This is a genomic window from Segniliparus rotundus DSM 44985 (assembly GCF_000092825.1).
Classification (GTDB): Bacteria; Actinomycetota; Actinomycetes; order Mycobacteriales; family Mycobacteriaceae; genus Segniliparus; species Segniliparus rotundus.
This window is the reverse complement of the sequence record NC_014168.1, coordinates 105,508-129,369: the sequence shown is the minus strand read 5'-3', so window position 1 is coordinate 129,369 and position 23,862 is coordinate 105,508. Positions and strand designations below refer to the sequence as shown.

The window sequence follows — 23,862 nt, the reverse complement described above, 5'->3', positions numbered from 1 at the left end:
CAAGCGCCCCCGCCGGATGAGCGCCAACCGGGGCGGGGACGACTAGGGTGGTTGCCATGCCGCTTGAGCTTGAGCAAAGCCGGAGCATCCTGCCCGGCCTCGCGATCCCGATCATCTGCGCGCCGATGGCGGGCGGCCCGAGCACGCCGCAACTGGCCGCCGCCGCGAGCAATGCGGGCGGGCTGGGCTTCCTGGGCGCCGGGTACCTCGACCCGGCCGCGACAGCGGCGCTGCTGGACGCGACGCGAGAGCTCACCGTCCACCCTTTCGGGGTCAATATTTTCGTTCCCAGCTCGGACCCGGTGGACCATGCCGCTGTGGCCGCCTACCGCGAACGCCTGCTGCCCGCCGCCGAAGCGGCGGGCGTGGCCCTGCCGGAGGCTGGCTCGGCGGACCCGGCGCACCCCGATGACGACTTTTACGACGAGAAAATAGACCTCGCGATCGACCGGGAGGTCCCGCTGGTCTCCTTCACTTTCGGCCTCCCGTCCGCGCAGGTCGTGGCAAAACTGCACGACGCGGGGATCGCAGTGGTCGCGAGCGTCGCCTCTGTTTCGGCGGTGAGCTCCGCCGACGCGCTGGGCGTGGACGCGATCGTCGTGCAAGGCCCCGAGGCCGGGGGGCACCGCGCGACGCTCTCCAACCATGAGAAACCGGAGCATGTGCCCCTCGCCGACCTGCTGCTCTGGGCGGCCGAGGCCACAACTGCGCCGCTCATCGCCGCGGGCGGCGTCAGCCGTGGTTCGCACATCGCCGAACTGCTGGCGTCAGGGGCGAGCGCCGTGCAGCTGGGGACCGCTTTTTTGCGCGCCGAGGAAGCAGGCACCCGGCCCGCGCACCGGGCGGCGCTGACCGATCCACGGTTCGTGGAGACATCCGTGACCAACGCGTTTTCCGGGCGCCCTGCGCGGGGCCTGCGCAACGCGTTCATGGACGCGCATTCCTCGCACGCCCCTGGGGAGTACCCGCAGGTGCATTGGCTCACCTCGCCGTTGCGCGCGGCGGCGGCGAAACGCGGCGACGCGGAGTCGATCAGCCTCTGGGCCGGAGTCGGCTACCCTGAGACCAAATCCGGCCCTGCCGCGGCGATCCTCTCGGCCCTCTGGGAGGATGCGCTCGCCGCTCGCGCGGAGCACGGGGGGTCGTAGCCGGACATGCGCGTCGTGAGGTCTTTCCTGCTCTGGGCGGTGCCCTTCGTTGTCGTCTTCGGTGCGGCGGCGGGGTTTGCGGTATGGCACGAGCAGCAGCAGGGCCAGCAAGCCCGCGCCGTCGCCGAGCACAAGCTCGACCGTTTCCGGCCCGGCGAATGCTTGACGGCGAGCCCGGGCCGGTCGGGAGCGGAAACATTCGGGCAGGACGACGAGGATCTGCGGCTCACCGACTGCGCGTCCGCCGGAGTCACCCTCACGGTCGGGCTCAAGGTCCGAGGCGAAGACGAATGCCCCAGCCAGTACTACTTCACCTACCGCGTCAACCTGGACGGGCGCCAGGTCGGGGCGCTGTGCCTGGTGGAGAACTTGCGGGAGGGGCACTGCTACACCATGAGCGCGACCCCGCCGCTGCACGAGGAGACGGCCTGTTCCACCACCGCCGAAGAGGCGGCTTCGGTGAGGGACGACCGCGTGGTCAAAGCGGTGGAGGGCTCCAACGACCCTTCGGTGTGCGTGGACTCCTCGCCGGTGACGTACCCCGAGCCCAAACGGGTGTACTGCATGGGCTCGCCGGTCAGTTAGCCGTCCCCGGCCGCGGCGATCGCGGCGGCCGGGAGGCGCGGGAACATCCGTTCAGCCCCGTTCGACCAGTTTCTGCAGCATATGGTTGTAGGCGTCCAGCTCCGCGTCCTCGTAATCCGCGGCATGCCGGTCGGCGCGGCTCGCCGCGCGCCGGTCCGCGCCCGCCCATTGGTAGAGCAGCGCGCCGACGACGAACACGATGGGAATTTCGCCGCTGGTCCACGCCACCGCGCCCGCGACGCGCTGATCCGAGGCAAGATCGCTCACCCACGGCAGCGCGAGCCACCGGTAGAAATCCCCCCCGATGATCTCGTTGTCGGACAACACGGCCACCCCGAAGAACGCGTGGAACGGCATGACCGCGAAGAGCATCCCCAGCCGCGCCAGGTGCGGCAGCCGACGAGCGCCGGGGTCGACCCCGATGATCGCCCAGTAATACGTGTACCCGATGGCGAGGAAATGCAGGGTCATCAGCAGGTGCCCCCAGTGGTACCGGACGAGCAGCCCGAACACCGGGGTGAAGTACAGCCCGTAGAGGGAAACCACGAAGAGCCCGACCGCGACCAGCGGATGCGCGAGGATCTGCACAAGACGCGCGTGCACGAGCGCGAGCGCCCATTCTCGCGGCCCGGCCATGTGCTGCCCGGCCGTGGGCGCCGCGCGCAGCAGCAACGTCACCGGAGCCCCGAGCACCAAGAAGACCGGGGCGAACATGTTGAGCCCCATGTGGGAGATCATGTGGTAGCTGAACTGGCCCGACGCGTAACGGCCGATCCCTGAGGAGGTCACGAGCAGCAGCAAAGCGCAGCCGAAGAGGAAGGAAAGCGTCCGCCACGGCGACCACGCGTCGCCGCGCCCGCGCAATCGCGCCGCGCCGAGCACGTACGCCGCCGCGAGGAGCACGGCAAGGGTGCCGAAAACAACGTCGAACCGCCACGCCGACAGCAGTCGCCACAGCGTCGGGGCCCCGGGGAAATCGAACCCGAGCAGCAGTTCGGGAACGGAGAATCTTTGCCCCGCGAACGCCGGGGCGGGCTGGACGGACATCGCCTCGGCGACAGCGAGCAGCACGACCCCGGCCCCGGCGGCAACGGTCAGCTTGCCGAAGAAGACCGCGGCGGCGGCGAGCGCGAACAGCACGGCGGCGGCGAGGCCGAGCTGCCCGTACCAGGTGCTCGGCATGGCCGAAAGCGGGATCAACAGCGCGCCGAGCACCGCGGAGCCCGCCGCGACCATGCCGAGCGCGACAGCGCTGGTCCGCCGTGCCCGCCGCTGGGCCGCCGCGCGGTCCTGCGTCCAGTCACCGCGCATTTGCGCTCCGACCCCGACCAGCACCGCCAAACCGACGCTCGTCCACACCGCCGCGCCGCTCGCCCAGTCATGGTTGGGCCCGTCGCCAGCGTTCTGCGTCATCCACGGGGCGACGACGGCGAACACGGAAAGCCAGGCCAGCCCCGCGCACGAGGCCCATCCCAGGCAGCATCGCGAAAGGGCGGCCACCGCTGTCGCGAGCACGGCCACGACCAGCCACGCCCCGGAGCGCTCGGAGACCGACACGAGCGAGACCAGCCTGCCGACAGGGTCTTCGACGTGGAGCAGATCCCATGGCGCGCGCCCGGCCTGGACCGTCGCGCTCGTCACCATCGCGAACAGGGCGCTCACCGCCCACAGCGGGCTCGCCCGTTCTGCCGTGCGCAACCCCGCGTAACCGCGCGGGCCCAAGCGCATCTTGGCGTTCGGGCGGGTGCAGCACAATGCGAACACGAGGCCGCCAAGGCACACGGCTCCGGCGAAGCTCGCGACGAACTGCGTCGCGACCTGCACGAGGAGGACCTCTGTGCCAGGGTAGGGCACTTGGACCGCCAGGTAGGGGCCAGGGCCGACGCGGGCGGCGAACGCCACCGCCGCGACGAGTCCGATCAGGAAAAGGAACGACATCGAGTCCATTCTCCCACTTGGCCCGCCACGCGCCCGACCCCTTTGCCCTCGGCGATGTCCGAGCCCGCCGCCGCGGCCGAGGGAACGCGGCGGGGCACCCTCAGACCATGGCGAACAGCATGGCGCCCATGCCCAGCGCCATCGCCACCTCGCAGAGCATTTCCGCCTCCGCGGGAACCGAACGTCCTCGGCTGCGGCGCAATTCGAAATAGCCGCGGACCCACCAGAGCGCCGCCGCCAAGAACATGAAGCCCAGCAGCACGTCGACGGCGCTCATCCACATCGGGGCCGTGTGGCGCGCCCCGCCGTCCGCCTCGGCCTGCATGCTCATGCCGGGCATGTCCATGCCTGCCATGCCCCCCGGACGGGGCGCGGCGGACGCGGGCGGGGCCCCTCCGAGCAGTTGCCCGCTCATCACCGCGGCCATCCACAGCATCGCCGCCATCATCGTGGTGTGGTACCAGGCCGCTCCCCTGCCCGACGCGCAGGCGAAGCCGGTCCGGCCCGCGCGCTGCGAGCTGCGGCCAAGAGCGAGCGCGGCGAACCACAACGTCGCCACCGCGAACACCGCGGTCTGCGCCGAGTAGGGGACCGCAGGCGTTGTCGGCCAGATCATGGCGAGCATCGACAGGCACATGAGCAGATGGAAAACATGGCCGACGCACCCGCGCCACAGCCGGGGCCGAAACGCCCCCGCGCGCAGCAACCGCCACGCGCAGTAGCCCGCTGAGAACCCGAAAAGAGCGGCGAGCGCCAGGCGCAACCACGGATCGGCGATCATTGGGCCTCACGCGCCCGGCGCCGTGCGCGCCAGCCGAGGAGCGCGTCGATGAGGACGAACCCGGCGAGGCTCGCGCCGAACAACGGCAGGAACCATCCGGCGAACAGCAGCGCGCCTGTCAACGCGGCCGCCGCGCTCGGCGGCAGTTCGCCGAGCGCCCCGCGTTGCGGCGCGGGGGCGGGCCATGCGCCGCCGTCATGGCGGGGACGGCGGGCCCACCACATGCGGTAGCCAAGGACGATCATCACGGCCAATCCTATGCCGAGCACGGCGAGGACCAGTTGGTTCGCCCACCCGAACAGGAGCCCCATGTGCAAGGCGATCGCCCACTGTGTGATCTTCGCGAGCATCGGCCAGTCCTGAAACCGGCTGACTGCCACCACGGCGCCCGTCTGCGGGTTGACCGAAGCCCGGTCGTTGCGCATCGGGTAGTGCCGCTCGCGGTCCGAAGCCGTCCACGCGGAGTCCGGTTTGTCCGTGGCCGTGATGACGATCGGATCGACGAGGCCCGCCGACCGCGCCCCGGCGTGCACCCGGTCGACGCGGGCCAACCACTCTGGTTGCCCCTGCGCCGCGGGGGCAACGGGGGGGTCGAGCTTCTTCGCCAACGGCGGGTTGGCCCCGGAGACCGCCGTGCGCAACGCGTCGATGTTCTCCCCTGCGTGCAAGGACCAGGACAGGCCGGAGGCCGACAAAAACAAGAGCCCGAGCGACAAGGCCAACCCCAATGTGGCGTGGCTGCCGCGCAGGCTCAGGCGAGGAGCCTTCGGCCCGCCGCCGCGCGTGCGGCGGCCGAAGAACCAGAGGACAGGGCCGGAGACCACCAAAACCCACAGCCAACTGGCGGACAGCTCCGCGTAATTGCGGCCGAACTCGCCGAGGAACAACGTCCGATGCAGGTCGTCGCTCCATTTCGCCTCGAAGACCTGGCCGCCGTCGCCTGGGGCTTCGCCTCGGACCCGCGCGGTGTGCGGATCGACGAAAACAGTGCACGGACAGCCGGAACCGGACATGACGACGCGCGTGGTGGCGCGCGCGTCGGCGCCGGTGGCGACCGACAGCACGACACGCCCCGGATACGTTTGCTGAGCTGAGCGGACTTGTTGGGACAAGGGAAGCGTGCCCGCGGCGGCCGCCTCGACGGAGAGCTCATGGCGGTGCAGCGCCTGCGTCATGCTCGGCGCGACCGTGTACAGCACCCCGGTCAGGGCGGACACCAGCAGAAACGGGCCGACGAACACGCCGACATAAAAGTGCAGCCGACGAAAAAACGCCAGCACCGCCGTTCGGCGGTCCCGCGCCGGAGGAGGCGGACACACCTCGGGCGGCTCCGGCAAGACAGTCTCCATCATGTTGCACAAGTCGGATATGAGGCCGGGGAAGTTCCCGGCGTCGGGCTTCGTCACGCTAGACTGCGGAAAAGAGCTCCGGAGAATCTCTGAGGAACGGGAGAGAAGGCCCACGAACGGAATCCTGCGAAAGGGGTGGCGGTGCGAACCATATCTCCCCTCTCCGTGCTGAAAACCGACGCCGCGTCGTTGCGGCGCGGTCGCAGGACGACGGCCGACGAGGACACAGACTTCCTGGAACTGCTCTGGGAGCGGGCCCAGACCAGCCCTGGCAAACTCGCCGCCACCGCGCTCGGCTTGATCCTGCTCATCATCATCGCCGGAGCCACTGTGGCGCAGGCCGTCGCCGAACGCACACAAGGTCTGGACACGACGCTGCGGCGCGCGGAACCGCTCACCAACGTCACACTGACCTTGTACACCGAGCTGTCCATCGCGGACGCCATCACCGGGGCTGTCTTCCTGTCCCCCGGACTGGAGTCGCAAGAGATGCGCGACCGGTACGACAAGGCCATCGCGGCGGCGAGCGCGGCGACCGTGCAAGTCGCGGCGAACACCCAAAGCCAGCAACTGGAGACCATCGCCGAAGAGCTCCCGGTGTACACGAAGCTCGTGGAGAGCGCGAAGGTGTACAACCGGGCGGGCAAACCGGTCGGGGCCGCCTACCTGAGCCAAGCCTCCCACCTGATGCAGACGGTCATCCTGCCCGCCGCAGAGCATATGCACCGCGACCAGATCGACGCCTTGGAGGCCGCGCAGCAGCAACAAACCCAGCTGCCCTGGGCCCCGGCGCTGCTGTTGACCCTGGCCTTGGGCAGCCTCGTCCTGGCGCAATTGCACCTTTCGAAACGTTCGCGTCGGCGTTTCAACCCCGGCCTGATCCTCGCCAGCGGATGCTTCGCGCTGCTGTTGCTCTGGTTCCTCGTCGCCTCGGCGTTCCTGGTGACGCTCAGCGGCGAAGGGCAGCGCAAAGGCACCGACCCGCTGCGGACCCTGACAGCGGCCAGGATCGACGTGCAACAAGCCCGCACCCAGGAGACCCTGCAGCTGCTCCGCCGGGGCGACGAGGACCAGCTGGAGCAGAGCTACCGCTCCAGCATGGCCGCCGCGCACAACCAGCTCGACGAATTGGACCGCGCGCAAGGCGAGCCGGGGGCCCGGCAGACCGCCGCCTCGGCGGCGCAAGCTTGGGAGAAAACCCACGAGCAGCTGCGCAAAGACCTCGTCGCCGGGATGTACGGTGAATCCGTGGAATTGGCAATCGGACCAAGCCCCGACGCGTGCGCCGCCCAGTACCGTTCCCTGGACAAAGCCCTCACCTCGGACATCGAGCATTCGCGGCGGACGCTGCGCGACTCTGTCGCCAGCGCGCGCGAGGCGCTCACCGCGCTGGCGCCCGCCACCGCCGTCCTCTCGTTCCTCGCGGCGGCTTTCGTCGTCGCGGGATACTGGCCGAGACTGAACGAGTACCGGGCATGAGCGCCGCAGCGTTGCTCCGCGCCCTCGCCGCCAGCCTCGTCTCAGCGGTGCTCGCGGGCTGCTCGGCGCAAGGCGCGGCGGTGATCGCGCAGCCCAGTGTGTCGCTGCCGCCGTTGCTGCCAGCCGGGGCCGCGCTGCTCGACTCCGCCGCGTTGAGCGAGAGCGAGGAAGGCCAGTGCGCGCCGCCGCTGCCGCTGCGGCCGTACTCGGGCAACCACGACCCGATTCACGGCGGCAGGCTCGACCGCATCCTGCAGCGCGGCAAGCTCGTCGTCGGCCTGGACCAAGGCACGTATCCGTTCAGCTACCGCGACAGCGCCACCGGGCAGATGAAAGGATTCGACGTCGCCATGGCCCGCGAAATCGCGCAGGGCATGCTCGGCGACCCCAACCGAGTGGACTACCGCATCATCTCGTCGGCAGGCCGCACCACAGCCTTGGAGAACGACTCGGTGGACATCGTCATCAAAACGATGAGCATCAACTGCAAGCGCATGAAGGAGATCACGTTCTCCGAGCCGTACTTCGAGACCGACCAACGCGTGATGGCCGCGACCAACGCGAACGCCACCACGCTCGCAGATCGCAAGATCCTCGGCGAATCGACGGTCTGCGCGGCTCGGGGCTCGACGGCGGTCGGCCATTTCCACCATCTTTTCCCCACGGCCAAGATCCTGGGCACCACCACTTGGGCGGACTGCCTCGTCGCGATCCAACAAGGCTCGGTGGACGCGATCAGCTCGGACGAGTCCATCCTGTACGGCTTCTACGACCAGGACCCCAACCTCTATTTCCTCTCCGCGCTGCAACTGGGCCGCGAGGTGTACGGCGTGGGCATGCACAAAGGGGAAGCAGAGCTCGAACGGGTGGTCAACAAGATCATCGAGGAAATCAAGGCTGACGGCACCTGGACGAATTTGTGCCGGGACAACCTGAAGTTCTCCCCGTGCAACCGCCCCCCGGCCACGCCGGAGTACGCGCCTGAGGAGCCGTCGACGCCATGAGCAGGGCATGGGACGCGCGGATCGGGGACGCGGCGGGCGCGGGGCGCCCGCGGCGGCCCCGATCCAGCGCTCGGGGCACGCTGGCGCTGGACAGCCCCGCATCAGGGGGAGCGCGATGACGGAGGCGTTCTCCCCCGCCGACACCACCCAGCCGGCCCCCACCGCGCCGGTGGAGAGCAGCGGCCCCGCCAAACGCGCCGAACGCACCGTCACCGTGCCGTTGTCCGAGCGGCTGATCGGCGGCGGCCTGGTGCGAATCCAACCCGCTCCCGCGTTGGACCCCTCCCTCGCCCTGATGCCGGACCCCCAGGTGCCGGAGAACAAGCGGTTCTGCTGGAAATGCCACGCGCCGGTGGGCCGCAAGGGCCCGGACGACCCAGGGCTGCCCGAAGGGGTCTGCGGCAATTGCGGCACCCCGTTCTCGTTCCTGCCCCAGTTGAAAGCCGGGGAAGTCGTCGCGGGCCAGTACGTGGTCCGGGGCCCGATCGCGCACGGCGGCCTCGGCTGGATCTACCTCGCGGAGGACCGCAACGTCGACAACCGGCCCGTGGTGCTCAAAGGCTTGCTCTCCCGAGGGGACGCGAGCGCCCAGGCCATCGCGCGGGCCGAACGCCAATTCCTCTCAGAAGTCTCCCATCCGGCCATCGTGGAGATCTTGAACTTCGTGGAGCACCCGGACCTTGACGGCGTGCCGGTCGGCTACATCGTCATGCAGTACATCGGCGGGGTGTCCCTGCGCGACCTGCTCTATGGCCGCAAACCCGGCTCCCCGCCGCTCGGGGGGGCCCTTCGCCGCACCAGCCTGCCCGTGGAACAGGCGCTCGCGTACCTCATGGAGATCATGCCCGCTCTGGGGTATTTGCACTCCATCGGCCTGGCCTACAACGACTTGAAGCCAGAGAACATCATGCTCACCGAGGGGCAGCTCACGCTCATCGACCTGGGCGCGGTGACGAGCATGCACGACACCAACCGCCTGTACGGGACGGTCGGCTACCAAGCGCCGGAACTGACCCTCACCGGGCCGACCGTGCAGACCGACGTGTTCACGGTCGGGCGCACGTTGGCGGTGCTGACCGTGGACCTTCCGCTGGACAAGGGCCGCTACGCGGAGGGGCTCCCCTCCCCGCAGGAGGAGCCGGTTTTCGCCAAGTACCCCTCCTACTACCAGCTTCTGCTGCGCGCGACGCACCCGAACTCCAGAGCCCGGTTCCAGTCCGCCAGCGAGATGTCGGTGCAGATGTCCGGGGTGCTGCGCGAAGTGCTCGCCGAACGCAGGGGCAGGCCGTACCCGTCGAGTTCGACCCTGTTCACCGCGAGCCGGGGCGAGTTCGGCACCGACGTGTTGTCGCGCAGGCTGGACGTCTACGCCGACGGACGGGACCGCCGGGGAGAGCTGCGCCGGGACGAGGTCGTCCAGGCGCTGCCGCTGCCGCTGGTCGATCCCGCCCACCCGTCTGCAGCGCTGCTGGCGACCTTGCTGCACACCAAGCCGGAGCACGCGTTGGAGTCGGTGACCGGCGCCTTGGAGTCCGACCCCGACGACACCGAGACAGTCCTCGCCGCCGTCCGCGTGCACATGGGCCTCGGCCAGCTCGACGAGGCGGCCCGTCTTCTGGACAACCTGTACGCCCCGCGCAACTGGCGCCCGTCCTGGTACCAGGGGAATCTGGCCCTGCTCCAAGGCGACCTCGAAGAGGCCAAGAAGTCGTTCGAAGAGGTCTGGGGGATGCTGCCCGGCGAGCCCGCGCCGAAACTCGCCCTCGCTGTCGTGTTGGAGCTCCTGGACGATCCGGCCGCGAAGACCCTGTACCGCTTGTGTTCGACCACGGACGACGGGCTCATCAGCGCCACGTTCGGCCTCGCGAGGCGGCTCTCAGCGGAGGGCGACCCGATGGGCGCGGTCGCGGCGCTGGACAAAGTGCCTTCGAGTTCACGCCACGCCGCCACGGCGACGGTGAGCGCGATCGTCATCCTCCTCAAGGACGAGGTGGACGAGGATCTGCTCCGCGCGGCGGCCGAGCGGCAGCAGCGCCTCCCGAAGGAGGAGCCGCGCACACTCGCCGCGCGCGCGCTCCTGCTCGGCAAGGCGGTCGACTGGATGCAGGGCAGGCCCGCGCACTCGCCCCCGCTCAGCGGCAGCTTCCTCGGCAAACCTTTCACCTTGCACTCGCTGCGCCGTCAAAGCGAGTTCGTGCTCCGCGCGCTCGCGAAACGGGCCGCTCACCGCAGCCAGCGTTACGCGCTGGTGGATCTTGCGAACATCGTTCGCCCGCGCACTGTTTTCTGATGCCGCCCCGGTGGGAAACCCCTCGCGCCGAACATTCAGGAAGCGTGGAATTGGCGGGAAGAAAAGAGCGACCCGCTCAACCCGCCCCAGACGGGGGGAGGGGAAACAAGGGCGAGGAGCGGGTCGCCGAATCGAGTGTATCCGAAGACCGCGCAAAGCGCAACTGACCTCGCGAAACTCAGAGCGAGCGCAGCCGAGGCGCGAGATCCCGCTCGAAGACCTCCAGGAAACGCAGCTGATCATGCCCAGGAGCATGGAAAACTAAGTGGTTCAGTCCGAGGTCGGTGTAGAACTTGATCTTCTCGACGACCTCGTCGGGGTCGCTCGCCACGATCCACCGCTTGGCGATCTGCTCCATCGGCAGCGCGTCGGCGGCCTCTTCCATCTGTTTGGGGTCCGAGAGCGAATGCTTCTGCTCCGCGGAAAGGGAGAGGGGCGACCAGAACCTCGTGTTGTTCAGAGCGAGCCACGGGTCCGGGTCGTAGGAGAGCTTGATCTCGATGAGCTTGTCGATGCCGCCCGCGTCGCGGCCGACCTTGTCCGCGCCCTCCTGCACGGCGGGCAGCAGTGTCTCGGTGTACAGCTCCGCGCCTTTGCCAGAGGTGCAGATGAACCCGTCGCCGGCGCGTCCCGCGTACCGGGCGACCACAGCGCCGCCCGCGCTGACATAGACCGGGATGGGCTCGGACGGCTTGTCGTAGACCGTCGCGTCGACCGTGCGGTAGTACTCGCCTTCGTAATTGACCCGTTCCTCGGTCCACAACTTGCGCATGAGCTCGACAGACTCTCGCAGACGGGCGAAGCGCTCTTTGAACTCCGGCCATTCTTTCAGGCCGACAGCCTGCTCGTTGAGGGCTTCGCCGGTGCCGACGCCCAGGAAGACCCGGCCTGGGTACAGCATGCCGAATGTGGCGAAGGCCTGCGCGATGATCGCCGGGTTGTAGCGGAAGGTGGGGGTGAGCACGGACGTGCCGATCTGCACCCTGCTGGTGCGCTCGCCCACCGCCCCGAGCCACGCGAGCGCCCAGGGCGCGTGCCCGCCGGTGTAGCGCCACGGCTGGAAATGATCGCTCACCACCACGCTGTCAAAACCGTGGCGTTCCGCCGCGACAGTGTATTCGACGAGTTCGCGGGGGTTGAACTGCTCTGCGGAGGCTTTGTAGCCGAGCTTGATCGGAAGGCTCATGCCACCAGCCTAGTCGGATTCCTCATCCGGGCGCCGTCGGCCCTAGCCGCTTCGTTCGAGCGCCGCGGGGCCCAGCGCGAACGGCGGGGCTCCGACGCCGACGACACGGAAACCGCCGCGCGCGTCCTGCCCGGCCAACCGGACCGAGGCCGCCTCCCGGCCGGGGATCTGCAACGTCGCTGTCGTGTCGCCTGATGCTGCGAGCACGCCGAGGGAGGGGCCGCCGACGACACGCCCGTACCAGGGGCGTGCGCCGTCGAGGGGGTCGATGTGGCCGCGCACTTCGGCTTCGACGGGAATGCTTTCGCCCACTAGCACGATTTCCGCAGGCCCGGTGTAGCCCTCTGCGATCTGGCGGGACTGAACGCCGGACAGCTCCCAATCGCTCGCCTTCGCGAAACGGGTCTTGCACCACAATCCGAACGAGAAGCCCGGCCAGGCGATCGCATTGCGCCCTTCGCTGTCGAGGTACCAGCTCTTGCAACCGCCGGTCAGCCACACTGATTTCTTCAGCTTTTTCTGCACGTCCCGGTTGTATCTGCGCTGCACAGACTCACGCAGCTCCACGCGGGTCACGCCCGAGCGCGAGCCGAATATCCAGCGGATCGCCTGGTTGATGTAGTGCATCTGCGCCTCGATGGCGAAGATGACCGACTGGTTGCCGCCGGTCGTGTTCAGGCCGACCAGGGTGAACAGGTTCGGGAAGCCGTGCGTGGAGAGCCCGAGGAACTGCTCCGGGCCGTCGGTGTGCCACGCGTCGGCGAGGGACGTGCCCCCTCGTCCGATGATCGGCAGGTGCAGCACGCCCTCCGTGGTCTCGAAACCGGTTCCCAGGATGACCACGTCCGCCTCGTGCAGGACGCCGTCGGCGCTGCGCACGCCGTGCTCGGTGAACTCCGCGACGCCGCTGTGCTCCAAGGTGACATTGGGCCGTTGCAGCGCGGGGTAGTACGTGCTGGACATGACGACGCGCTTGCAGCCGAACCGCCAGTCCGGGGTCAACAGCTGCCGCAGTGCCGGGTCGGCGATCTGCCGGCGCATGTGCGCCTTGGAGGCGGCTTCGAAGAACCGCGCGAAAACCTTCGGGAAGAAGAGGTTGAAGACGAACCCCTCGTAGAGGAAGTAGGCGATGGCCCGCAACAGCCGCCGGGCTCCGGGGACGTGCTTGAGGACAGCGTGCTGCCAGGGTTTGATCGAATAATCGAGCCGGGGCAGCACCCAGTGCGGGGAGCGCATGAAGACCGTCAGCCGCTCGGCCTCTTTCGCGACCTCGGGGACGAATTGGACGGCGGAGGCCCCGGTGCCGATCACGACGACCTTCTTGCCCTGCAGGTCCACATCGTGGCGCCATTGGGCGGAATGGAACACCGGCCCTTGGAACGTGGAGAGGCCGGCGAATTCGGGGATCTTGGGGACGTGCAGGCCGCCGAAGCCGCCGATCACCACGCGGGCGCGGTACACGCTGCCGTCGGAGAGGCTCACGTCCCAACGGTCGGCGGATTCGTCGAAGACGAGCTGCTCCACGGCGACGCCGAACCGGGTGCGGGGCCGCAAATTGAAGTCCTTGGCCACTTGCCTCGCGTAGGCGAGCAGTTCCGGCTGCGGCGCGAACAGGTTGGACCAGTCTGACTTCTGCGCGAAGGAGAAGGAGTACATCGGGGAGGTCACGTCCACGGCGCAGCCGGGGTAGGTGTTGTGCCACCAGGTGCCGCCGAAATCCTCGGCTTTCTCCACGATCAGGAAGTCGTAGACTCCCGCCTCCTGCAGTTTGACTCCAGCGCAGATGCCGCTGAAACCTGCTCCGACGACGAGCACGTCGAGCAAGGCCGCCGTGCCCGAAGCCTGTTCTTGGGTCTCGCCGGTCTGCGCGCTGACGGTCATTTCCTCACTCCTCCTCCGGAGATTGAGACACATGTCTCAGCGCCAGGATAACATTGTGATATCGGGGGGATCGACACGTTGTCGCCCACAAACAGAGGCCTCTGTGATGTGCGACATGTTTTTGCCGGGCGGGCGGCGGGCCCGCTGTGACATCATGCTTGTGATGAGCACTCCGCGTCCTGCCGTGTTGAGCGTCGGCGTCGCGACGGCGCTCTCGGCGGCCAGCGGGTACTTCGTGCTCCTGCTCGCCGCCCGGAGCCTCACCGAGTCGCAGTACGCGGGCTGGTTCGTCTTCTGGTCCGCGTTCGGCCTGGCCACCGGCGCGCTGGGCGGGTTGCTCCAAGAGACCGCCCGAGGCGTTCGGGCCGCCCCGGCCGAGGCGCGCGGCGCGCGGCCCCTCCTCGCGGGCTTCGGCTCCGGCGTGGTGCTCGGCGGCCTCGCGTTGGCCACCGCCCCCCTGTGGGCGGGGCTGCTGTTCCTCGAAGCCGGCGGGGCGCAACCAGGCTCGGCGCGCCCAGCCGAGAACGGCGTGCTGCCGCTCGCCGGGCTGTTCGCCGTCGGCGTGTGCGGGGTCGCCGCCCAAGCCGCGGTCGGCGGGCTGCTGTCCGCCGCGTACGCGTGGACCCCGTTCGCCGTGCTCACCGTGCTCGACGCCGCGTTCCGGCTCGCCGCGGCGATCAGCTGCGTCGCGTTCGGCGCGGGACCGGGATGGTTCTGCGTCGCAGCCGTCGCGGGCGCGGGCTCGTGGCTGGTGCTGCTGACGGCCTCGCCGCGCGCCCGCGCGCTGGCCGCGGCGAGAGCGGACGTGCCCATGCGGGAATTCCTGCGCCGCTGCGCGGCGGCGGTGGCGGCCGCGTCGGCGAGCGCGGTCCTCGTCATGGGCTTCCCCGTGCTGCTCAAAATCACCACCCCGGGGCGGCTGCCCGAAGGAGCAGGTGCGTTGCTGCTCGCGGTGACCTTGACCCGGGCGCCCTTGCTCGTGCCGTTGAACGTCTTCCAAGGGGCGTTGGTCGCATGGTGCACCGACCGCAGGAGCCGCCCCTGGCGCGCGCTCGGCATTGCGACGGGCGCAGTCCTGCTCGCAGGCGCGGCCAGCGCGCTGGCCGCCGCGCTGCTCGGCCCGTGGCTGCTTGCGGCGGTCTTCCATGTGGCATGGCCATTCGGGCGCGCCACATTGGCCGCGTTGACCTTGGGCGCGGCGATGATCGCGCTGCTCACCTGCACCGGCGTGTCCTGCCTGACCACCGGTCGCGGCCGGATCAACGCGGTCGGCTGGTGGGCCGCGACGCTCGCCTCCCTCGCCCTGCTGCTCGTGCCCGCGCTGCCCCAGGACCAGATCGGCCTGCGGGTCTGCCTCGCCCTGCTGATCGGTCCGCTCGTCGGGATGGCCGTCCACCTCAGCGCCCTGCGCGGCCGCCTGTAAGCTGCATCATATGCGTTTGGCTCGAATGGCTTTGGCCGCTCTCCCCCTCGTGTTGCCCTTGTGCGGCTCGCCCGCGCACGCCTCGCCGGACAACCCCTGCCCGACAGAGCGGATCGGCGACCAGGGCGACGAGCCCTGGGACAGCATGCGCGACGACACCCGCGAGGGCGAGCGCGTCAGCTTGCTCAAACTCTTCCAGGCCGCATACCCCCAAGCCACACTCATGCGAGAAAAATTGCTGCTCACCGCGTACGGCCCCTTCTACGCGAAGTCGAACCAGCCGACCGTCGGCGGCTGGAGCCGCATTCAGCGGCGCTTCCACGAGAAGCTGCCCGGCATCGGCTTCTCCCCGTCCGGCGCGCGGCGGGCGGGCTCCGGCGACGCCGAGGGCTGGGTGGAGCTCGCGAATCCGCCCAAGAACATCCCCCCCGACGCCCAGGCCTGCGAATCCCGGCCGATCGTCCTCGCCATGCTGGACGGGAAGTCTTTCCGCAAAGCCCATCAGTACGGCGACGACTTCGACGGCGACATGTACGGGTATTTCGAGATCAAGCCGTAGTTCTCCCCAGCCCGGCCCCGACAGCGGGGCCTTGCCCGCACGCCTGCGCGAGCTGGCCGACGAGCTCGAGGTGGACCTCAGCCACTCGCCGAAGCGACGCGAACAGCTTGGCTCCCTCGGCGGCGGCAACCACTTCGTCGAGCTCTGCCTCGACGAGGCGGACCGGGTGTGGTTGTTCCTGCACTCCGGCACAGAGGCGTGGGCAACAAGATCGCCCAGAAGCACATCACAACCGCGCAGCGGCTGTGCAAGATATGGCATATCGACCTGCCGCACCCGGATCTCGCGTGCTTGCCCTCGGGCACGCCCGAGTTCCGTCGTGGCTTGGCGGACCTGCAGTGGGCGCAACGGTTCGCCTTCCTGAACCGGGCCGAGATGATGGACCGGTTCGCGTCCGTCTTCGCCGAATGGCTCGGCGCGAAGGACGCGGGCGCGGATGGAAGGCGTCGAGTGCCGGGGCGGCACGGCGTTGATCGACGAGATCCCCGACGCCGACAAGGACATCGACCCGGTCATGGACGACGCCAAGAGCCTTGTCGCCGTCCTGCGCACATTGCGGCAGATTCTCAACGTGCAGGGGACCTGATACCCGTGGAGGCGGGGATTAGGCTGGGCGTATGCGGTTTGTCGCATACCCCCGGCTGTCGTCATGAAGGAAGGTTCCCTTGCCGCAAACCGTCAAAGGTGTCGTCTCCCGCGCCAAAGGCGCTCCCGTCGAACTCGTCGACGTGGTGGTCCCCGACCCCGGCCCCGCCGAAGTCGTCGTGCAGATCCAAGCCTGCGGGGTCTGCCACACCGACTTGGCCTACCGGGACGGGAACATCACCGACCAATGGCCGTTCCTGTTGGGCCACGAGGCCGCGGGGACCGTGGAGGCGGTGGGCTCCGCGGTCACCCATGTGGAGCCCGGCGACTTCGTCGTGCTCAACTGGCGGGCGGTCTGTGGGGAATGCCGCGCCTGCCGCAAGGGCAAACAGCAGTACTGCTGCAACACCTTCAACGCCGAGCAACCCATGACGTTGACCGACGGCACAGCGCTGACCCCGGCGCTCGGCATCGGCGCTTTCATCGAAAAAACCCTCGTCCATCAAGGGCAATGCACGAAAGTGAACCCCGCGGCAGACCCTGCGGTCGCGGGCCTGCTCGGTTGTGGCGTGATGGCGGGGATCGGGGCCGCCGTGCACACCGGCGCGGTCGCGCGCGGCGATGCCGTGGCGGTGATCGGCTGCGGCGGCGTCGGATCGGCAGCAGTCGCCGGGGCTCGGCTCGCGGGAGCCTCGGTGGTCATCGGCGTCGATGTGGACCAGCGCAAGCTCGACTGGGCCAAAGACCTCGGCGCGACGCACACGATCCTCTCCGGCGAGGGCGTCCATGTGCCCGAGGCGGTCAAAGCGCTCACCGGCGGCTTCGGCGCGGATGTGGTGATTGACGCGGTGGGCCGCCCAGAAACCTGGGAACAGGCGTTTTACGCCCGCGACCTCGCGGGGGTCGTGGTCTTGGTCGGCGTGCCCTCCCCGACGATGCGCCTGGAAATGCCGCTGCTGGACTTCTTCTCCCACGGCGGCTCGCTCAAATCGGCCTGGTACGGCGACTGCCTCCCAGAACGGGACTTCCCCGCGCTCGTGGACTTGAGCCTGCAAGGCAGGCTGCCCTTGGAGAAATTCGTCACCGAGCGGATCGGCGTGGGCGACGTGGAAGAAGCCTTCCACGCCATCCACGAAGGGCGAGTGCTGCGCTCGGTCGTCGTGTTCGGCGCGAACAACCCCGGTTAGCCCTGCTCGGCGCTCAGCCCTGCTTGGTGGCCAACGCGCTCACTTTGGTGTTGTCGGAGAGCGGCACGAACGTGCGGCTCGTCCCGTCATACGCGTCGATCACCCCTGGCTCGATGTCGTACACCCAGCCGTGCAGGTCAAGACGCCCCTGCTCCAGCGCGAGGGCGACCGTGGGGTGTGTTTTCAGGTTCGAGATCTGGGCGACGACGTTGTCGTGGACCAACGCGGTCAGCTTCTCGTCGTCCGACCCGTACTCGCGCGCCTGGTTGACGGCTTTCGCCGCGTCCGAATACCGCAGCCAGTGGCTGACCGCGGGCAGCGAGTCCAGGGGCTGCCCGGCGGCGATGGCCTTCATCGCGCCGCAGTTGGAGTGCCCCATCACGACGATGTCCGTCACCTGCAGCACGGCGACAGCGTATTCGACGGTCGCCGTGACGCCGCCAGGCTCGGGGCCGTAGGGCGGGACGATGTTCCCCGCGTTGCGGATGACGAACAGGTCTCCCGGCTCCTGCTGCGTCAACAACTCCAACACGACGCGGCTGTCCGAGCAGCTGATGAAGAGCGCCTTCGGGCTCTGCGCGGCGGCGAGCTTTTTGAACAGCTCCAGCCGTTTCGGATAAATCTCCTGCTGGAAAGTCAGAAATCCCTCAATGATCTCGCGCACGTCGGCTCCTTTTTTATGTTTTATGTGGTCGCCCTTCCAGTATGCCCGAGCTCACGGGCGGCGGCCACGACGCGCCCACGAGCTCCGCCCGCCCGACGTGGCCGAAACCATTCACAGGCAACCCCCAGGCTGCCGGAAGCGGACTGTGACCCTCGTCTGTGAGACTCATCGGGTAACCAACAATTCTAGGAGGCTCCTATGGCTGGGACCAGTAGCAAAGCACTGGCCTTCCTCTTGGCGAAACCGAAGCTCGCCGCGAGCGTCGCTGTCGCCGCAACTGCCGTCGCAGGCACCGGCGTCGCAACGTACAACTCCGGTCCGGGCGACGCCCTGTGGGGCCTGCAGAAGACTGTCTTCTCCAGCCACGCGCAGCAAGTGGCGGTGAACGACGTCGCCAGCGACCTGAAAAACGCGCAGGCGCTCTTGTCCAAGAACCCCATCGGCGCAGACGACCTCGGGCAGGCGCGCAACTACCTGAACCAGGCGAAACAGCTGATCGACGACGCGAGCAACGTCCCCGACGCCAACCAGCGGGCCGGTCTGCAACAGCTCTACCTGCAGCTGACCCAGAACCTCGCGGACAGCGTGCCCCCGCCCGCCGACCTGCCGGCCGCGCCGGACGCAAGCCTGGACGCGAACGCCCAAGGCTCGGTCGCGACCCAAGCCTCGGCCCAGTTGCCGACCTGGGGCTACTCGACGCAAGCGGCCGCGTCAGCCTCGGCTCCCCAGCCGCCCGCCCAGGTCGCGGGCGCGGACATCAGCAATCCGCCCGGCGAGGCCGATCCGGATTGGAGCGACCCGACGCCCGCCGCTGCGACGCTCAACCAGCAGGAGCTCGGCTATTACGACCCGACCTGGGACACCTTCTACGGCTACAACCGGGACGACTGGCACCGTTGGGGCCTGGACGGCTACAACCCGTACGGCTACGACTACACCGGCTACGACCGCTACGGGTACGACCGGGCGGGCTACGACCGTTGGGGCTACGACCGGCGGGGCTACGACCGTTACGGGTACAACTACGCGGGCTGGCGCTACGACCCGATCAGCCGCATGGGCTGGCACCGCGACGGCTACAACGAGTGGGGCCAGCGCCAAGGCCACCCCGACGACCCTCGGAACGCGGGCTGGCGCGACAAATGGTACAACCGCTACCAGGGCTACTACGAGAACCGCTGGTACTACAACGACCCGGTGTACCAACGCCATCAGTGGGACCGGGACCGCTGGCTCCGCCAGAACCCGAGCGGCGCCGACGCCCAATTCAACGTGTACGTCGAGACCGCCCGGCTCAGGCCATTCCTGCCGGTGGTGAACCTCAATGTCTCCTTGGGCCAGTTCGTGGACATCCAAGTGCCCCGTCAGACCAGGGACTTCGTGCGCAACGGGGTCATCGCGACGCTCGCGGCCGCGGACATCGTCGCCCACATCGCCCAGGAGGCCGTCCCGATCGTGCGGGTCCGCCAGCAACAGGAGCAGTTCTTCGACCGGCGGGCCGCTGAGGCCAACGCGAAAGTCGCCCTGGACATCCCGGTCGCCGGGAGTTTGAACGCGCAGTTCAACGCTCAGGCCTCCGGCGGTCTTGCGACGCGGCCGGACCCCGGTCAACCGAACCCGCGGCCTGGGCAGAACGGCCAAGCGAGCCTTTCCAGTTCGGTGGAGGCCGCCGCCGCGATCACAACGCCGCCGATCTTCGGCGCCGGGGCCAATGTGCAACAGTTGCTGCAGGTGCAGCAGTCGCAACAACAACAGCGGCAGCAGCGCGTGTCCGCAGAGGCGAAGGCCCAGATCCAGGCTGAGATCGCACAGGAGCAGAAGTCGCGTCCGACAACCCCGCCGAAGCAGCCTGTTGCGCCGGCTCAGGGCGGCCAGGTCGGCGGGCAGGTCAATGGCCAGGTCGGCGGACAAGCCGGCGCTGGCGGTGTGAACGGCCAGATCGGCGGACAAGCCGATGGAAAAGCCGGCGGCGCTGGCGGTGTGAACGGCCAGATCGGCGGACAAGCTGGCGGACAGGTCGGCCCCGGCGGCGCTGGCGCGAACGGCCAGGCCGACGGACGCGCCGGCGCGAGCCCCGCACCAGAACCGCGTCAGGAGCGGCCGCAGCCGCAACAAGGCGGCCAGGTCGGCGGACAAGCAGGCGGACAAGCTGGCGGACAAGTCGGCCCCGGCGGCGCTGGCGCGAACGGCCAGATCGGCGGACAAGCAGGCGGCAAAGCCGGTGGCCCCGGCGGTCCTGCCGGCGGCGCTGGCGCGAGCGGACAAGCAGGCGGGCAAGCAGGTCCGGGTGGACCTGGCGGCGCGACGATTCCGGCCGGACCCGGCGGCCGCTGAGCAATGAGAAGTGTGGGCTCCGACCAGATTCTTTGGTCGGAGCCCACACTTTTTATTTGGGGGGCGCAAGCATCAAACCGAACCCACCGCCAGGACGAACGGCGCGACTTCGTCCGCGCCTGCCTTGCGCAGCAGCCGCGCGGCCACCGTCAAGGTCCAACCCGAATCCGACCAGTCGTCCACCAGCAGCAAGATGCGCGAGCAGCTTCGGACGAGCCGAGGAATCGACGAACACCACCGAATCCGGCGCGCCAGCATCAGACGAGACCGGGGCGAACCAGCCCTTGAGCACCTCTGCGACCGGGTAGCGCAACGGCACAGGCAACTCGCCGTCCGGGGAATCCAAGCCCACCACCGTCTCCAATTGCCCGATGGACAACGGTTGTTCCGCCAGCGCGAGGGCGACCGTGGGGTGTGTTTTCAGGTTCGAGATCTGGGCGACGACGTTGTCGTGGACCAACGCGGTCAGCTTCTCGTCGTCCGACCCGTACTCGCGCGCCTGGTTGACGGCTTTCGCCGCGTCCGAATACCGCAGCCAGTGGCTGACCGCGGGCAGCGAGTCCAGGGGCTGCCCGGCGGCGATGGCCTTCATCGCGCCGCAGTTGGAGTGCCCCATCACGACGATGTCCGTCACCTGCAGCACGGCGACAGCGTATTCGACGGTCGCCGTGACGCCGCCAGGCTCGGGGCCGTAGGGCGGGACGATGTTCCCCGCGTTGCGGATGACGAACAGGTCTCCCGGCTCCTGCTGCGTCAACAACTCCAACACGACGCGGCTGTCCGAGCAGCTGATGAAGAGCGCCTTCGGGCTCTGCGCGGCGGCGAGCTTTTTGAACAGCTCCAGCCGTTTCGGATAAATCTCCTGCTGGAAAGTCAGAAATCCCTCAATGATCTCGCGCACGTCGGCTCCCGACCCGCGACTCTCGTCTATGAGAATTATCTCATCTGATAACTTGTGAGACTCATATCATCGGGTAACCAACAATTCTAGGAGACTCCTATGGCTGGGACCAGTAGCAAAGCACTGGCCTTCCTCTTGGCGAAACCGAAGCTCGCCGCGAGCGTCGCTGTCGCCGCAACTGCCGTCGCAGGCACCGGCGTCGCAACGTACAACTCCGGTCCGGGCGACGCCCTGTGGGGCCTGCAGAAGACTGTCTTCTCCAGCCACGCGCAGCAAGTGGCCGCGGACATCGTCGCCCACATCGCCCAGGAGGCCGTCCCGATCGTGCGGGTCCGCCAGCAACAGGAGCAGTTCTTCGACCGGCGGGCCGCTGAGGCCAACGCGAAAGTCGCCCTGGACATCCCGGTCGCCGGGAGTTTGAACGCGCAGTTCAACGCTCAGGCCTCCGGCGGTCTTGCGACGCGGCCGGACCCCGGTCAACCGAACCCGCGGCCTGGGCAGAACGGCCAAGCGAGCCTTTCCAGTTCGGTGGAGGCCGCCGCCGCGATCACAACGCCGCCGATCTTCGGCGCCGGGGCCAATGTGCAACAGTTGCTGCAGGTGCAGCAGTCGCAACAACAACAGCGGCAGCAGCGCGTGTCCGCAGAGGCGAAGACCCAGATCCAGGCTGAGATCGCGCCACCAGAGCCACCAGAACCGACAATCCAGCCGAATCAGCCTGTTGCGGCGGCTCGGGGCGGCCAGGTCGACGAGCAGATCAATGGCCAGATCGGCGGACAAACCGGCCCCGGCAGCGCGAGCGACCAACCAACCGGCAACACCAACGGCCCCGGCAGCGCGAGCGACCAAGCAAGCAACCAAGCCAACGGCCCCGGCAACGCGAACGCGAACGGCCAGATCGGCGGACAAACCGACCCCGGCAGCGCGAGCGACCAAGCAAGCAACCAAGCCAACGGCCCCGGCAGCGCGAGCGACCAACCAACCGGCAACACCAACGGCCCCGGCAGCCCGAGCGACCAACCAACCGGCAACACCAACGGCCCCGGCAGCCCGAGCGACCAACCAACCGGCAACACCAACGGCCCCGGCAGCCCGAGCGACCAAGCAACCGGCAACGCCAACGGCCCCGGCAGCGCGAGCGACCAAGCAAGCAACCAAGCCAACGGCCCCGGCAACGCGAACGCGAACGGCCAGATCGGCGGACAAACCGGCCCCGGCAGCGCGAGCGACCAAGCAAGCAACCAAGCCAACGGCCCCGGCAGCCCGAACGCGAACAGCGGACAACCCCGCCCCGGCAGCGCGAGCACCCCTCCCGACCCCAGCGTCGAGAGCGACCACGCCAGCGGCAACACCAGCGACCACGCCAGCGGCTCCAGCGGCGCGAGCGCCCCTCCCGACCCCAGCGTCGAGAGCGACCACGCCAGCGGCAACACCAACGGCCCCAGCGGCCCCGATGGCGTAAGCGACCAAACAGGCGGCGCGAGCACCCCTCCCGACCCCAGCGGCGCGAGCACCCCTCCCGACCCCAGCGGCGCGAGCGCCCCTCCTGACGGCTCAAGCGCCCCTCCCGACCCCAGCGTCGAGAGCGACCACGCCAACGGCAACACCAACGGCCCCAGCGGCGCGAGCGCCCCTCCCGACCCCAGCGACGCGAGCGCCTCTCCCGACCCCAGCGACGCGAGCGCCCCTCCCGACCCCAGAGTCGAGAGCGACCACGCCAGCGGCAACAGCGTCGAGAACGACCACGCCAACGGCAACACCAACGGCCCCCAGCGGCGCGAGCGCCCCTCCCGACCCCAGCGACGCGAGCGCCCCTCCCGACCCCAGCGACGCGAGCGCCCCTCCCGACCCCAGCGTCGAGAGCGACCACGCCAGCGGCCCCAGCGTCGAGAGCGACCACGCCAGCGGCAACAGCGTCGAGAGCGACCACGCCAGCGGCAACAGCGTCGAGAACGACCACGCCAGCGGCAACAGCGTCGAGAGCGACCACGCCAGCGGCAACAGCGTCGAGAACGACCACGCCAGCGGCAACAGCGTCGAGAGCGACCACGCCAGCGGCAACAGCGGCGCAAGCGGCCCCAGCGGCTCAAGCGGCCCCAGCGGCAACACCAACGACCCCAGCGGCTCCAGCGGCTCGAGCGGTCCCAGCGGCTCGAGCGGCCCCAGCGGCGCAAGCGACCACGCCAGCGGCCCCAGCGGCGCGAGCAGCCATACCAGCGGCTCCAGCGGCTCCAGCGGCTCGAGCGGTCCCAGCGGCGCAAGCGACCACGCCAGCGGCTCCAGCGGCTCCAGCGGCGCGAGCAGCCATACCAGCGGCTCCAGCGGCTCCAGCGGCCCCAGCGGCCCCAGCGGCTCGAGCGGCCCCAGCGGCGCAAGCGACCACGCCAGCGGCCCCAGCGGCGCGAGCAGCCATACCAGCGGCTCCAGCGGCTCCAGCGGCTCGAGCGGCCCCAGCGGCGCAAGCGACCACGCCAGCGGCCCCAGCGGCGCGAGCAGCCATACCAGCGGCTCCAGCGGCTCCAGCGGCTCGAGCGGCCCCAGCGGCTCCAGCGGTCCCAGCGGCGCAAG

18 protein-coding genes and 3 pseudogenes are annotated in these 23,862 nt (G+C 69.1%); 10 read left to right on the top strand and 11 right to left on the bottom strand.

Annotated features, from left to right (window positions below; all coding sequences use genetic code 11):
• Window positions 1–56: 56 nt before the first annotated feature.
• Together SROT_RS00735 and SROT_RS00730 are read left to right on the top strand one after the other, a co-directional pair.
• Window positions 57–1,148 (top strand): nitronate monooxygenase, encoded by a 1,092-nt coding sequence (locus SROT_RS00735; protein ID WP_013137085.1) that lies wholly within the window; start codon window positions 57–59, stop codon window positions 1,146–1,148.
• A 6-nt stretch (window positions 1,149–1,154) separates the two neighbouring features.
• Window positions 1,155–1,733: an LppU/SCO3897 family protein gene (locus SROT_RS00730; protein WP_013137084.1), complete on the top strand. Its 579-nt coding sequence runs from the start codon at window positions 1,155–1,157 to the stop codon at window positions 1,731–1,733.
• 51 nt (window positions 1,734–1,784) lie between these two features.
• Here SROT_RS00730 and SROT_RS00725 read toward each other — a convergent pair whose 3' ends face one another.
• From SROT_RS00725 to SROT_RS00715, 3 genes are all read right to left on the bottom strand, one after another.
• Window positions 1,785–3,671, bottom strand: a complete 1,887-nt coding sequence (locus tag SROT_RS00725) for a cytochrome c oxidase assembly protein (RefSeq protein ID WP_013137083.1) — start codon at window positions 3,669–3,671, stop codon at window positions 1,785–1,787.
• Window positions 3,672–3,771: 100 nt separating this feature from the next.
• Window positions 3,772–4,452, bottom strand: coding sequence for a DUF5134 domain-containing protein (locus tag SROT_RS00720; RefSeq protein ID WP_013137082.1), 681 nt, complete (start codon window positions 4,450–4,452; stop codon window positions 3,772–3,774).
• Entirely contained in the window at window positions 4,449–5,858 is a 1,410-nt protein-coding gene (locus tag SROT_RS00715; RefSeq protein WP_245535328.1) for a PepSY-associated TM helix domain-containing protein, read from the bottom strand. Before SROT_RS00715 ends, SROT_RS00720 begins: the two co-directional genes overlap by 4 nt.
• 84 nt (window positions 5,859–5,942) lie before the next feature.
• Here SROT_RS00715 and SROT_RS00710 point away from each other — a divergent pair, with 84 nt between their 5' ends.
• The 3 genes from SROT_RS00710 (at window position 5,943) to SROT_RS00700 (ending at window position 10,574) form a co-directional block, all read left to right on the top strand.
• Window positions 5,943–7,280: a hypothetical protein gene (locus SROT_RS00710; RefSeq protein ID WP_013137080.1), complete on the top strand. Its 1,338-nt coding sequence runs from the start codon at window positions 5,943–5,945 to the stop codon at window positions 7,278–7,280.
• Entirely contained in the window at window positions 7,277–8,284 is a 1,008-nt protein-coding gene (locus SROT_RS00705) for a glutamate ABC transporter substrate-binding protein (RefSeq protein ID WP_013137079.1), read from the top strand. The genes SROT_RS00710 and SROT_RS00705 overlap by 4 nt, the downstream gene beginning before the upstream one ends.
• A gap of 115 nt (window positions 8,285–8,399) precedes the next feature.
• A complete protein-coding gene (locus SROT_RS00700) occupies window positions 8,400–10,574 on the top strand; it encodes a serine/threonine-protein kinase (RefSeq protein WP_013137078.1) in 2,175 nt (724 codons plus the stop codon).
• A 178-nt stretch (window positions 10,575–10,752) separates the two neighbouring features.
• On the opposite strand, the gene fgd is transcribed toward SROT_RS00700, so the two are convergent.
• Complete coding sequence (fgd, locus tag SROT_RS00695) at window positions 10,753–11,760, bottom strand: glucose-6-phosphate dehydrogenase (coenzyme-F420) (RefSeq protein ID WP_013137077.1); 1,008 nt, start codon at window positions 11,758–11,760, stop codon at window positions 10,753–10,755.
• Window positions 11,761–11,802: 42 nt separating this feature from the next.
• Window positions 11,803–13,641, bottom strand: coding sequence for a DUF4873 domain-containing protein (locus tag SROT_RS00690; protein ID WP_013137076.1), 1,839 nt, complete (start codon window positions 13,639–13,641; stop codon window positions 11,803–11,805).
• A gap of 163 nt (window positions 13,642–13,804) precedes the next feature.
• On the opposite strand from SROT_RS00690, the gene SROT_RS00685 reads away from it, so the two are divergent.
• The 4 genes and pseudogenes from SROT_RS00685 (at window position 13,805) to SROT_RS00670 (ending at window position 17,395) form a co-directional block, all read left to right on the top strand.
• On the top strand, window positions 13,805–15,064 hold the full coding sequence (locus SROT_RS00685; RefSeq protein ID WP_148223289.1) for a polysaccharide biosynthesis protein: 1,260 nt from the start codon (window positions 13,805–13,807) through the stop codon (window positions 15,062–15,064).
• Between the two features lie 10 nt (window positions 15,065–15,074).
• Window positions 15,075–15,623: a hypothetical protein gene (locus SROT_RS00680; RefSeq protein WP_148223288.1), complete on the top strand. Its 549-nt coding sequence runs from the start codon at window positions 15,075–15,077 to the stop codon at window positions 15,621–15,623.
• Between the two features lie 43 nt (window positions 15,624–15,666).
• A pseudogene (locus tag SROT_RS15880) lies at window positions 15,667–16,209 on the top strand (RtcB family protein); the annotation flags it as partial.
• Between the two features lie 79 nt (window positions 16,210–16,288).
• Entirely contained in the window at window positions 16,289–17,395 is a 1,107-nt protein-coding gene (locus SROT_RS00670) for an S-(hydroxymethyl)mycothiol dehydrogenase (protein WP_013137073.1), read from the top strand.
• A 13-nt stretch (window positions 17,396–17,408) separates the two neighbouring features.
• Here the strand turns inward: SROT_RS00670 and SROT_RS00665 are convergent, their stop codons facing one another.
• Complete coding sequence (locus SROT_RS00665; protein ID WP_013137072.1) at window positions 17,409–18,059, bottom strand: carbonic anhydrase; 651 nt, start codon at window positions 18,057–18,059, stop codon at window positions 17,409–17,411.
• Window positions 18,060–18,257: 198 nt separating this feature from the next.
• Here SROT_RS00665 and SROT_RS15450 point away from each other — a divergent pair, with 198 nt between their 5' ends.
• Window positions 18,258–20,393, top strand: a complete 2,136-nt coding sequence (locus tag SROT_RS15450) for a hypothetical protein (protein ID WP_013137071.1) — start codon at window positions 18,258–18,260, stop codon at window positions 20,391–20,393.
• 72 nt (window positions 20,394–20,465) lie between these two features.
• Here SROT_RS15450 and SROT_RS17390 read toward each other — a convergent pair.
• The 5 genes and pseudogenes from SROT_RS17390 to SROT_RS15435 all read right to left on the bottom strand — a co-directional run.
• Window positions 20,466–20,585 (bottom strand): annotated as a pseudogene (locus SROT_RS17390) (phosphoribosyltransferase); the annotation flags it as partial.
• 190 nt (window positions 20,586–20,775) lie between these two features.
• Window positions 20,776–21,294, bottom strand: a pseudogene (locus tag SROT_RS17385) (carbonic anhydrase); the annotation flags it as partial.
• A gap of 66 nt (window positions 21,295–21,360) precedes the next feature.
• Window positions 21,361–22,074: a hypothetical protein gene (locus SROT_RS16285; RefSeq protein WP_148223287.1), complete on the bottom strand. Its 714-nt coding sequence runs from the start codon at window positions 22,072–22,074 to the stop codon at window positions 21,361–21,363.
• Window positions 22,008–22,904 carry a hypothetical protein gene (locus SROT_RS15440; RefSeq protein ID WP_148223286.1) on the bottom strand — a complete coding sequence of 299 codons (897 nt, stop codon included), beginning with the start codon at window positions 22,902–22,904 and terminating at the stop codon, window positions 22,008–22,010. Before SROT_RS15440 ends, SROT_RS16285 begins: the two co-directional genes overlap by 67 nt.
• Window positions 22,849–23,406, bottom strand: a complete 558-nt coding sequence (locus SROT_RS15435; protein WP_049773242.1) for a hypothetical protein — start codon at window positions 23,404–23,406, stop codon at window positions 22,849–22,851. Before SROT_RS15435 ends, SROT_RS15440 begins: the two co-directional genes overlap by 56 nt.
• Between the last annotated feature and the right edge of the window lie 456 nt (window positions 23,407–23,862).

Excerpts from the sequence above, each read along its gene's own strand:
- SROT_RS00735 (WP_013137085.1), top strand. The coding sequence starts at position 57 with ATGCCGCTTGAGCTTGAGCAAAGCCGGAGCATCCTGCCCGGCCTCGCG.
- SROT_RS00730 (WP_013137084.1), top strand. The coding sequence starts at position 1,155 with ATGCGCGTCGTGAGGTCTTTCCTGCTCTGGGCGGTGCCCTTCGTTGTC.
- SROT_RS00725 (WP_013137083.1), bottom strand. The coding sequence starts at position 3,671 with ATGTCGTTCCTTTTCCTGATCGGACTCGTCGCGGCGGTGGCGTTCGCC.
- SROT_RS00720 (WP_013137082.1), bottom strand. The coding sequence starts at position 4,452 with ATGATCGCCGATCCGTGGTTGCGCCTGGCGCTCGCCGCTCTTTTCGGG.
- SROT_RS00705 (WP_013137079.1), top strand. The coding sequence starts at position 7,277 with ATGAGCGCCGCAGCGTTGCTCCGCGCCCTCGCCGCCAGCCTCGTCTCA.
- SROT_RS00700 (WP_013137078.1), top strand. The coding sequence starts at position 8,400 with ATGACGGAGGCGTTCTCCCCCGCCGACACCACCCAGCCGGCCCCCACC.
- fgd (WP_013137077.1), bottom strand. The coding sequence starts at position 11,760 with ATGAGCCTTCCGATCAAGCTCGGCTACAAAGCCTCCGCAGAGCAGTTC.
- SROT_RS00690 (WP_013137076.1), bottom strand. The coding sequence starts at position 13,641 with ATGACCGTCAGCGCGCAGACCGGCGAGACCCAAGAACAGGCTTCGGGC.
- SROT_RS00685 (WP_148223289.1), top strand. The coding sequence starts at position 13,805 with ATGAGCACTCCGCGTCCTGCCGTGTTGAGCGTCGGCGTCGCGACGGCG.
- SROT_RS00680 (WP_148223288.1), top strand. The coding sequence starts at position 15,075 with ATGCGTTTGGCTCGAATGGCTTTGGCCGCTCTCCCCCTCGTGTTGCCC.
- SROT_RS15450 (WP_013137071.1), top strand. The coding sequence starts at position 18,258 with ATGGCTGGGACCAGTAGCAAAGCACTGGCCTTCCTCTTGGCGAAACCG.